Raw genomic sequence first — 10,146 nt, forward strand, 5'->3', positions numbered from 1 at the left:
CAATGGTGTTGTGCGTGGATGAGAAGAGCCAGATCCAGGCGTTGGACCGCACTCAGCCCATGCTGCCGTTGGCCCCCGGCATTCCTGAGCGCCGCACTCACGACTATATGCGCCACGGCACCACCACGCTGTTCGCTGCGCTGGACATCGCCACCGGCGAAGTCATCGGTGAATTGCATCGGCACCACCGCAGCAGCGAATTCGTGCAGTTCCTGCGCACGATCGACGCCAGCGTGCCCGCCGAAATGGACGTGCATCTGGTGATGGACAACTACGGTACGCACAAGACGCCTTCGATCAAAAACTGGTTCGCTCGTCATTCGCGCTTCCATGTTCATTTCACTCCGACTTCCGCGTCGTGGCTCAATCAGGTCGAACGCTGGTTCGCTACGCTCACCGAGAAGTACATTCGACGTGGCACGCATCGTTCGACACGGCAACTTGAAGAGGCGATCTGGCATTACCTCAATGTCTATAACGCGGATCCTCGGCCGTTCGCCTGAAGCAAATCGGCCGATGAAATTCTCGCCAGCCTCGAACGGTTTTGCTCGCGGATCCAAAGAATCTCGGAATAACCGTCATGAACATCGACACTGCTGCCATCGACGACGCCGTCCTCGCGCTCCTCTACTTGACCCTGCATGATCATAACCGTGCCTGGAAGAGCTTCGATTGGGACGCGCTTAACCGACTTTATGAACGCGGCCTCATCGGCGACCCCGTCAACAAAGCAAAATCCGTGATCCTTACTGAAGAGGGGTTGCGTGAATCCGAACGCCTCTTCAAGCAGCATTTCGTCGCCGCTGGCAGCAAAACCAATAATGAAACGAATTTATAACTCACAACACTAGCAGGCTGTTGAAAAGCGCCTCGCTTTGGCGATCGGGGCACTGTTTAAAAGGGTTTCGTATGCGATTGGCCGCTGAGTTGCAGACGGATCGTGCCGGATGCCCCGCTGGCGATCGGGCCGGCCGGCGCGTTGCCACGCAACTGCTGCGCTCGGGCGGCTCATCGCGTCGCTCCTTGCGGCACCGCTGTCAGTATTCGGGCCAGACTGCACTCTGCCGTAGTCGGCCTCGATCTCGTGAAAAAAGTCGGAACCATGCTGGGCAATCAGGTATCGCTTGCCGCGTTCGTCGACGCCGGTCGGCTGTGGGGCGCGGCTCGCAAACCGATCTGCAGGTCGATGGTTTTGTGATCGTGCGGCCTCCACTGGTGTGGCCATGACCTTTGGGTGGCCGGTGCCGGTGTCGCTCCACGTCAACACGCCGCCGAAGAAAGAGCGGAAAGACCTTGAACAAAACTTCGGGATGGCCATCAACGCGCGATCTTGAGTTGAGACGGCGGTGATTTTGAAAGGGAAGCCCTGCTTCTCCATCCCTTTGTCGTAACCATTTGCGAAGTGCCGGTCTCGTGTTATATCAGTGCCCACATATTGACGGGGCGCGATCTCGCAGTCCACCGCTTCCAGTTTCCGCAGGACCAGGCCCGTCTTATGTGCCTCTTTGCTGGATTTTTCGCGTTCTATCGGTTTTTTCATGCGGTGAGTGGTATTTCGATTCTCTAGCTTAAACCTTGGACGTTTTTCGAAAGGGGAATGTGGAGTGATCGTCTACTCTTGAGCCATTCCAGACTGCACGCGGCTCCCAGGCGGTGTGTCATGGCAAGCGAATTTGGGGCTTGACGGCAATGGGCTAGGTCCGAAATTGAAAATGCGAGATCATGCTCGTGGCATTAGCCCATCAATAGGATGGAAAACGGTATGTTGGACGATGAGCAACATCCGCGAACTTGAGAAGAGAGCCGAGACTGATAAAAAGGCTGAAAAGGCATTGCATCGTGTGCGCGCGATGCTGCGAAGTACGGTGCCTACGGTCGAGGGCTTGCGTAAGCGGGGTGAGCAGAGGCTTGAGACGTTTGTGCGGCACAATGCTGCGCTTTCTGGGCGGGATGCCGCGGACAGCGCTAGTTTCCCACGGCTGAGGCCGTCGACTGATCGAATGCTGTGAATGGATATTGTTTTTCAAGGAATATGTGAAATGACGAAGATTAATCTAGATAATGGCACCTTCCAGAATCTGAACCTTTCTGCTGTCGATTTGCTGGGTGCCCAAAAGGAAAATGGTGCGGGCGACAGAGCTAAGAAGCTGGATAGGTGGTTGGAGGAAGACAAATCTTCCCCGTCCCGTGGAATGAATCAGGTGCTCCGGAAAATGAGTGCCCTGGCGCAGACGGGCATGGAAATGCTCGATGCCCGGAAGGTCGCACAAGCGGCACAAGCGGCACAAGCGGCACAAGCAACACCGTCATCTGGTATGAGCGCGGCCTACTTTGGCGTCGGTGGTAACTCTATGGCTGCTGCCGAAGCGGCCTATTCCCAAGTGGATATGGGCCCAAATGTCCTGGCAAGCGGTGTTGCATTGATGGCTGTGTGTGCAACGTTGGAGGAGTCGAATCTGCAGGATATCTACAATCAGATTAGCACCAATAACTCGATCTCGGAGCAGGCAACAAAGTTTTCGGATGAGCTCCAGCAGGCGGCTACGAATGCCGGGACAAAGAGTGGATACCCTTTTGGTGGTACAACGCCGGATCAGGCCGAGTGGGATGCATTTTGTCTATGGGGGCTGCAGAATAACATCCAGATAGATGGGGAGTCGTTTTCGGACTGGCTCAACGGCATCTATAGCGACCAGGAGGATCCAAGCAAGGACATCTCCGCGAATCAACAGGCGTGGGAAGCTATCTTTGAAGGGAATGACCCTCAAACGCCACCACCTGACGAGCCAAAGTTGTCAGCGTCCCAGTTGCAGGATGTCGCCTCATCCATCAAACAGACAGCTCAGGCGGGAGGCGATGCGAATCAGAACCTCATGGTGCTGTTGCAGCAATCAAATGCGAATTACACCAATGATATGCAGGCTGTCTCAAGCCTGATTCAAAAATGGTCGGGATTAATGGCGAGTATCGCACAGTCGCTAGGACATTAAGGCGCGTCGTAGTCAGCCACTGGGAAAGCGAGTTCATGCTGGAGGGAGTTGAGATGAGTTACCCTGAGCATCTACGGGAGTTTTTTTCGAATGGCGGGGCGCTGCACACGTTAGTGAGCGTCAGCGATTCTGATGTCGAAAATATGTATGCATGCGCATACAAGTTGCTGGGGGCTGGCAATGCTTTTCAGGCGGGTGCGCTGTTTACAGCACTCACGTGGTTGGACCATCACGAGATCGAGTATTGGTTGGGGCTGTCGATCGCCCAGCGAATGATGGGACAGCACGCAAAAGCGTTGGCTTCATTATCAAATGCACTGCGGTGTCCTGGTTCGTATAATCCATCCGAGACGCGGGCGTTGCGGCTGATGGTGTCGAGCTTGACAATCCTCGGTAATGTATCAGTGGCGGAGCGGGCTGCTGGATTGGCCGCGCAAATGGAGTCGCTTGCAACTTCGGTGTCGAAAGGTTAAGCGACCACCAGTTCATTACAGTGTTGTGTCTTTTGGACGCAGCTCTACGTGTCGTCCACATCTGATGGACGGAGGAAGAGGTTAGAAATGGCATCAGTTGGCGAAATTAGCGGGGTACAGGGGGTGAATGCCGTCCGTGGGACGGCTTTGCCGGCCGGGAAAGCCGCCGCGGCCGGAGTTCTTGATGGCACGTTGCCCGTGAGTTCTGACAACGGCAAATCGGATGATTCGCAGCAGTCTCCATGCGCCATGTTATCTGCTCCCCGGAGGCGCGCTTCGCCAGAGGCTGCTGAGCAAACGGTCAAGGCTCTTTTTGCCGCGTTGGTTCAGGGATTTCCTGGGCTAACTGTGAAGTCTGCGGAAGGGGAAGGGGAGACGGGGGCTGTGTCGGCAGCTTCGGGCCTCGCACAGCCCCCGGCGACCGCAGTTGCTTTCTATATGTCGTCGCCGGATGCAATGGCTTTTGCGATAGGTGTCTTGGTCACTAATACGCTTATGGCGAATGTCTCCGTTGATTCAAAGACATATGCGGCACTGGACGAGCAGGCGCGTCAGCACATCGCTCAGCAGGGTGCCGACCTGCAGAAGCAGATCACTGAGCAGGCCAAGAAGGCGCATATGGGGGTCATCCAGAAGATCTTTTCTCTGGTGATGGACGTGGTGAGCTTTGTGATTGACCTCGGGACTGCGGCGGGTGAATTGCTAGCCGCCGATCCCCAAGGGGTTGCGTCGCTAACGTGCGCGGCGCTTGACCTTGCGCAGCTTGGACTCCAAGTTGCAGACGACGTCGATCCGTCCAAGTCAGGCAAGTTTGAGAAGGCTATGGACGCCGTGGGAGGCCTCCAGATGTCCGTTGGGATCATCGGCATGGCGGTCGGTGCAGTCGTCGCGCGCAGGGCCGTTAGCGCGGCCACTGAAGTTGGCGAGAGTGTGATGTCCGACGCTGGTGGGGTAACGGCCAAGGTGGCGATTGATGCGGCTGGCGAAGCTGGTGGTACAGCGGCAACGATGGTGCTGACCGGCGTGGACGATGCAGGATCCAATGTCACCGCGAGCTTGGAGGAACTCGGGAGCACGATTCGTGAAGAGGAAGGTGCTACCCAAGGAACCTTGGATGTCGCCGCCAAAGCGACAGCCGACAATCCCGTTCCGAATGGTCGCCTCAGTGAGCCGGCGTCGAAGCCGACACCAAGTAGTGGCATGGATTCAAAAGAAGTCGAAGCGGTCTTTCAAGGGACTGTTGAGAGGGCAGGCAACACGGCGGAAACTCTAAGCGTCAAGCTAACCAAGTCGATGGGGGCAGTTTTTGAGCGTGGTGCGGTTGGAGATCTCGTCGTTAAATTGCTGACCAAGGCAATGGAAGACAATCCGGAAAAATGGGCTGATCCGGAAGTACTTGAGGCAATGGGAAAAGATGTGAAGTCCACCCTGACCCGGGACGCGCTGCGTGCACGGAGTGGCGGGGCTGCGGGGCTGGCCAAGCTGGCCGGAAATGCCGCGAAGATCGGCGGGAACGTTGGATCCGGCACCATGCAATATATTCAGGCCAATGACCAAAATGCTGCAAACCAGGCGTCGCTTGACGCGCAGCGAGTGTCAAATGCGTTGACGATTGGAGCTGCAGTGCGCAATACGTTGGCGCAGCAAATGCAAAAGGCGATCTCAGACGTGGAGCAAGTCTCCCAGACTATGTCTGACTTGCTCGAATCAGATGCAGATCTTTCAAACGCAATCGCACGTTACGTATAGGTGAATCATCATGGGTATGACAGTGAATCCGTTTTCTCGTTTGGCCGGCGCGGCAGCCGATACCGTATCGTCTGTTGATGGAAGCGGTTCTGCTCAAAAGGCAACTCCGAAGCTGACTCCAGGGGAGGAGATTTCGCTCCTTTTCGCTGAAATCGAGGGGCTCGTAGAAAATGAACGGCAGGCGTCCACGGACGCACTTGTGAGCCAGATCAATAGCCAGCAATGCGCCTTGAATACACAGGAGGAGGGTTTAGCCGCGCAAAAGTTCGCCAGCATAGTGGAGGGTGTATTTCAAATTACGCAGGCCGCTTTAGGTGTTGCAGGTGGGGTTGCGGGAGGCGCCATGGGCAGCGGCATGGACGGGGCGCGATTGGGGCTTGATGCTGGTCAGGCTGTGGGCAGTGGTGGCTCGGGCATCGGTACGATCGTGTCCGGGAAGAAGCAGGCGGCCGCACAGCAGGACCAGGCAGAGGCTGGTGTGATCCAGTCGCTCTCTGAGGTGGCGGCCAAGTCGTCGGATTCTTCGGCACAGAGCGCACAGACCCAGATCCAGTCAGAACAGTCGATGGCAGCTCAGATCCAACAGGCGGAGGCACAAGAAGGCGCTGCGGTTGCACGTAATATTGGCTCTTGATGTTCGCGTCGTCGACGCGACTATTTGCATGGCTTGACAGTGAATCGCCCGCGAGATGAAGAGGACTCCGAATCTTCACTGTAATCGGGGACTCGAAGTATCGAAAGCGTATTCAAGGAATGGGCACCGATCGGAACGTGGGTATCCTCCAAACCTTTAGAGGCCAGTTCAAAAAATCCGTGTGATGGTCTGTTAACTTTCGCGGCGCGGTGTTAACCTCGGTCGTCCAGACAGCGGAGACCGAGAGGATGCAAGCGCCGATCATTGACGACGAATTGTGGACACTGATCGAACCGCTACTGCCGAAGCCCAGACGCCGAAACAACGAGCGTCGTGGACGACCTCGTGTGTCGGAGCGGGCGGCGCTCAACGGCGTGCTATTCGTGTTACGCACCGGGATGCGATGGAACCATTTGCCAACCGAACTGGGGTTTGGCTCGGGAGCGACATGCTGGCGTCGCCTCGACGCATGGCAGAAGGCCGGCGTCTGGAACAGGTTGCATGCATTGCTACTCGACAGGTTGCGCGAATCCGGACAGTTAGACCTCTCATACGCGGCGGTCGATTCATCGTCGGTATGAGCCGTTGGGGCGGGCGAAAAACTGGGCCGAACCTCACGGATCGTGCGCGCCCAGGTTCGAAGTACCACATCCTCGTAGACGCAAACGGGGTGCCGGTCAGCGTGATACTGACCGGCGCGAACCGTAACGACGTCACCCAGTTGCTGCCGTTGGTCGATGCCATCGCGCCGATCCGGGGCACGCGTGGCCGACCGCTGCGCAAGCCGAAAGGCATTTACGCCGATCGCGGCTACGACTCTGACATACATCGCCAGCGCTTGCGTGATCGTGGCATCAGGCCGATGATCGCACGGCGCCGAACTGAACATGGCACCGGTCTGGGCAAATACTGCTGGGTGGTTGAACGAACTCACTTGTGGCTCCACAATTTCCGTCGGCTTCGCATTCGCTTCGATCGCCGTGGCGATATTCACGAAGCATTCCTCAAATTCGCTTGCTCGCTCGTCTGCTGGAAAATCTTCAAAAGAGCGGAGTCGGCTTTTTGAACTGGCCTCTTATACTTCAACCGAAGACGTTCAACCAGATGAACGAAGTGTCGGGTCTCAAGAATGATTAGCGACTGGCATGCCGTTCGACGGGCGTGCATCAAGCGGAAATGGTAGATCTAAAAATGAGTGTCCTTCGCCCTTGAAAACGTGCGAAGATCAATTCGGTAATTAATTCGGCGCTTCGTGATCATAGGCTTGACGCGACACCACACTGAATATGCCGATGTCGTATGGAGCCACAGTCAGGAGTAGCGTCGACGACGTCGTTTTTCGGTAATCGGTTGCAAATATCGCGAATCGGACGAATTGTATCAGCAAGCGGTAGCAACCACGGGACGTCGTCCCGCCGACGAGGAGAGTGGTTAGGAACGTTTCGTCTACTGTCCGCGCGATTCAGGTCAATTGTCGCCATACACTCGCAACTTGCCGGGTAATATTCCGTGTAGTTGCTCCCATGCGCCAGGCCTTTGTCGATGGTACGGCGGTTTGGTCCGAGCAGAAGACCAACCTAGTCGGTAGGCGGTGCGTTGTTGAGAGTAGACGTGAATTGGCTTGGAGGTCGATCCGTTATGAAGATTGTGGAGGTCCGCATTTGCTTCGAGAGTAGCAGTATCAATATTTTTCACTTTTATATATGTTGGGAGAAAAATAGATGAAATTTTGCGTAAATGGATTGGTGGTGTGTGCTCTGTTTGTCGAAAGTGCCGTGGCGTGTGCGCAGACCCTTCCTGGAGAAAACGTAAGCGTAATTCGGCACACATATCTCGCTGCAGCGCAGCGCTCTATCGACGATGCCTACGCATCTATTGTTCGCGCGCAGGATAGCAAAGGCCACAAGCTCGGGGGGCATGCGGAGCGCGCCAAGGAGTTGTTACAACAGGCGAACGAAGAACTCAAGGCTGCTGCTATAACTGCAAATTCAGAAGGACGCTATTAATATTTTCGGTTCGATAAGGTGGCTTGCTGGTGTTGCATGAAGGATGTGTCGTTTATTCGTCGATCGAAATGATGTGTCGAATCTCCAAGTGTGAAGCTTCTCATTTCAGGGCGAACAAGCTCCGCTGGTCAATCGATGAAATAAGGATCTAAAAGATAGCAGCGGGGCTCATCCTTAATTATTTATATGTCGACGCTCTCCGCTTGTTCGGTAGGTCATATTTTGTGATTTGAGTGGCAAAGCCATTTTAAATTGAATTGCTCATGGTGTTGTGGCCGTAAATTTTATCTTAAGAAGACATTTACGCGAATTTTAAAATGCGCACTGTTGGTTTTAATTCGGGCGATGGAAAAGGGCGTGCCCTCTCTGTGGGTGAGCGCCTTGTAAATATTAGCAAAATAATCGATGGTGATAGGCGGAGTAGAATTTGCAATTCTTCTGTTCATATTCCTATTTCCCATGCGCTGAAGCAAGAATTTGAGTGCCTTCGTCATGATATTGTAGCGATTGATCGGAGGTGTATTGGTGACTGTTTGGTTTGCCACATTAATCTCGAAGAAGCCTTGCCGCATATTGGTAGGTGTTTGATAGGATCAACTCGCGAGGGAGTCGAGTACTTACGTGGTATTGGCGAATTGACGGCGCTTGACGCGTCTCGCGCCTACCTGTTGACTAATCTGACTCCGCGCGCGCGCGCAAGTATGGTGGCTGCCCCGGTAATGTCGCGATTCGATAGCGACATTCTCTTGAAAATACCGATGTTTCGGGAAAATCGGGCCGAATTGAATGCGAATATTTTATTGCCGTTATCGGAAAAGTGTTTGACCGGTGCTGGAGCCATCGGGTCAGAAGAGATAAGCGATTTGCTGGTGGCTTGTAAGGAGATGGCGGCCGGCGCCGCGGCGAAAGGGAAATTCAAAGCTGCGAAGGCGGCGGCGGCTCGTTTGGGAACTCTGTTGGAGTCCTTTGATGAATCCGCATGCGTGTATCTTAAATATGATATTGAAAAAGCGAAATCGGAGATTGATAAGATAATAGATGAGGATAACGAGATATATCGGCGAAGAGGTCGGGCACCTGGAATGATAGCGCAGTCCGATATTATGGTGCCCGATGTGCATATAGAGTTTGTTGACGCATGCAAATGGGGCGCAAAAGCCTGCTTGGCAGCTGCCAAAGCCTGTGAATGGTCCGCTGATGTCTGTAAATGGGTGGCTGAAAGTTGCGAGTGGGTTGGATTGTCTAGCTTTGCCAAAGATGCGTTAGCTTGGGCTGACAAGGCCAACCTCAAAGCTGCGGAGGCCTTGTTGCTCGCTGCTGATGACTATCTGTGGGCTGCCGCAGATTATGCGATGCAAGCAGATGCATACACGTGGGACCGCCTCGTTGGCTTGGCCGCACAGGCCAATATGTGCGCTGCTGAAGCCAACAGTTGGGCGGCCTGGGCTCTAACAAAGGCAGCAAAGGCAACAGAGGCAACAGAGGCAATTACGAGAGCGGAGCAGGCGAATGAGATCTCCGCGAAGATAGACGCTGCGATCAAGAGGACAAATGAGGCTTACGATAGGGTGGTAGAGAATGCAAAGCAAATTGCGAAGCTCCCGGATACGCGGCGGTATACGACTTTTTGTCATATTCTCGACGCTGGCTCCAAGTGTCCATCCCGGCAGTATGCCGAATTGTTGGCATGTCTCGCCGATCAAATCGGGCAGCTTCCGGCGCAAGATACGAGATGGGAAAACTTTGTCAACAGTGGATGCGGCTCGGCAGGTCTGGAGCTCAGTTCGCGCGGTAAAGCTTTCTGTCGCATCATTGATTCGATTAACGAATTGCCGCTGGAGGAGCGGACTGTTCCACTGGTGAGACTTGCTGTCCAAATCGAGGAGCTACCTAGCGATGTGCGCGACGACGCTTCAACGTACCTGGGGCAGACTATTGCTAAGTTGCCAGTCGATCAGGTGAACGTGGTGATGCGAAGCGTCGTTAATCCGCGTGAATCCTTGTTGTCCACCTGTAGATTCTTGTTGGCATTTGGATAAGTGTTGTCTCAGCATGGTCTGTTCATGAAGGATCATAGAGAGGTGGTCTCGGTCGATCGGACAGTGTTTTGAGATGTGCGATTCGCAGACATCATTTCACTTTTTTGAAGGCCGTTTCTTTGGTGCGTCGGAACCCGTGGCGCCCGTAGGGAACATGGGTTCCGACGCGCGCCGATGCTGTTCGCCGAGGATTTTGTCGACCCGCCATTCGCGGTGCCGAATTCGCTCTTTCCGCTCGTCGTACGCACCTTCCAC

8 protein-coding genes and 3 pseudogenes are annotated in these 10,146 nt (G+C 54.6%); 9 read left to right on the forward strand and 2 right to left on the reverse strand.

Features of this window, described 5'->3' with window-relative positions; genetic code table 11:
• Positions 1-500: pseudogene (locus DID99_RS35070) on the forward strand (IS630 family transposase); the annotation flags it as partial.
• Between the two features lie 80 nt (positions 501-580).
• Positions 581-838 (forward strand): DUF6429 family protein, encoded by a 258-nt coding sequence (locus DID99_RS35075; RefSeq protein ID WP_060348805.1) that lies wholly within the window; start codon positions 581-583, stop codon positions 836-838.
• A gap of 9 nt (positions 839-847) precedes the next feature.
• Here DID99_RS35075 and DID99_RS37520 read toward each other — a convergent pair whose 3' ends face one another.
• The gene (locus tag DID99_RS37520) at positions 848-1,540 is read right to left on the reverse strand and encodes a hypothetical protein (protein ID WP_185733867.1); all 693 of its coding nucleotides are present in this window, start codon (positions 1,538-1,540) and stop codon (positions 848-850) included.
• A gap of 469 nt (positions 1,541-2,009) precedes the next feature.
• On the opposite strand from DID99_RS37520, the gene DID99_RS35080 reads away from it, so the two are divergent.
• The 7 genes and pseudogenes from DID99_RS35080 to DID99_RS35110 all read left to right on the forward strand — a co-directional run bounded on the left by DID99_RS35080 (position 2,010) and on the right by DID99_RS35110 (position 9,891).
• Positions 2,010-2,990 carry a hypothetical protein gene (locus DID99_RS35080; RefSeq protein WP_124668585.1) on the forward strand — a complete coding sequence of 327 codons (981 nt, stop codon included), beginning with the start codon at positions 2,010-2,012 and terminating at the stop codon, positions 2,988-2,990.
• Positions 2,991-3,043: 53 nt separating this feature from the next.
• The gene (locus DID99_RS35085; RefSeq protein ID WP_124668586.1) at positions 3,044-3,463 is read left to right on the forward strand and encodes a hypothetical protein; all 420 of its coding nucleotides are present in this window, start codon (positions 3,044-3,046) and stop codon (positions 3,461-3,463) included.
• An 87-nt stretch (positions 3,464-3,550) separates the two neighbouring features.
• Positions 3,551-5,212 carry a type III secretion system translocon subunit SctE gene (sctE, locus tag DID99_RS35090; protein ID WP_124668587.1) on the forward strand — a complete coding sequence of 554 codons (1,662 nt, stop codon included), beginning with the start codon at positions 3,551-3,553 and terminating at the stop codon, positions 5,210-5,212.
• Positions 5,213-5,222: 10 nt separating this feature from the next.
• Complete coding sequence (locus DID99_RS35095; RefSeq protein WP_124668588.1) at positions 5,223-5,846, forward strand: hypothetical protein; 624 nt, start codon at positions 5,223-5,225, stop codon at positions 5,844-5,846.
• Between the two features lie 248 nt (positions 5,847-6,094).
• Positions 6,095-6,912 (forward strand): annotated as a pseudogene (locus DID99_RS35100) (IS5 family transposase).
• A gap of 655 nt (positions 6,913-7,567) precedes the next feature.
• Positions 7,568-7,852: a hypothetical protein gene (locus tag DID99_RS35105; protein WP_124668589.1), complete on the forward strand. Its 285-nt coding sequence runs from the start codon at positions 7,568-7,570 to the stop codon at positions 7,850-7,852.
• Between the two features lie 317 nt (positions 7,853-8,169).
• Positions 8,170-9,891, forward strand: a complete 1,722-nt coding sequence (locus tag DID99_RS35110) for a hypothetical protein (protein ID WP_124668590.1) — start codon at positions 8,170-8,172, stop codon at positions 9,889-9,891.
• 96 nt (positions 9,892-9,987) lie between these two features.
• On the opposite strand, the pseudogene DID99_RS35115 reads toward DID99_RS35110, so the two are convergent.
• Positions 9,988-10,146 (reverse strand): annotated as a pseudogene (locus tag DID99_RS35115) (IS481 family transposase); the annotation flags it as partial.

The sequence above is a fragment of the Burkholderia sp. Bp8986 genome (assembly GCF_003854225.1).
Taxonomy (GTDB): Bacteria; Pseudomonadota; Gammaproteobacteria; order Burkholderiales; family Burkholderiaceae; genus Burkholderia.

What these genes read in the sequence shown, in the direction of transcription:
- DID99_RS35075 (WP_060348805.1), top strand. Translation starts at nt 581, where the DNA reads ATGAACATCGACACTGCTGCCATCGACGACGCCGTCCTCGCGCTCCTC.
- DID99_RS37520 (WP_185733867.1), bottom strand. Translation starts at nt 1,540, where the DNA reads ATGAAAAAACCGATAGAACGCGAAAAATCCAGCAAAGAGGCACATAAG.
- DID99_RS35080 (WP_124668585.1), top strand. Translation starts at nt 2,010, where the DNA reads ATGGATATTGTTTTTCAAGGAATATGTGAAATGACGAAGATTAATCTA.
- DID99_RS35085 (WP_124668586.1), top strand. Translation starts at nt 3,044, where the DNA reads ATGAGTTACCCTGAGCATCTACGGGAGTTTTTTTCGAATGGCGGGGCG.
- sctE (WP_124668587.1), top strand. Translation starts at nt 3,551, where the DNA reads ATGGCATCAGTTGGCGAAATTAGCGGGGTACAGGGGGTGAATGCCGTC.
- DID99_RS35095 (WP_124668588.1), top strand. Translation starts at nt 5,223, where the DNA reads ATGGGTATGACAGTGAATCCGTTTTCTCGTTTGGCCGGCGCGGCAGCC.
- DID99_RS35105 (WP_124668589.1), top strand. Translation starts at nt 7,568, where the DNA reads ATGAAATTTTGCGTAAATGGATTGGTGGTGTGTGCTCTGTTTGTCGAA.
- DID99_RS35110 (WP_124668590.1), top strand. Translation starts at nt 8,170, where the DNA reads ATGCGCACTGTTGGTTTTAATTCGGGCGATGGAAAAGGGCGTGCCCTC.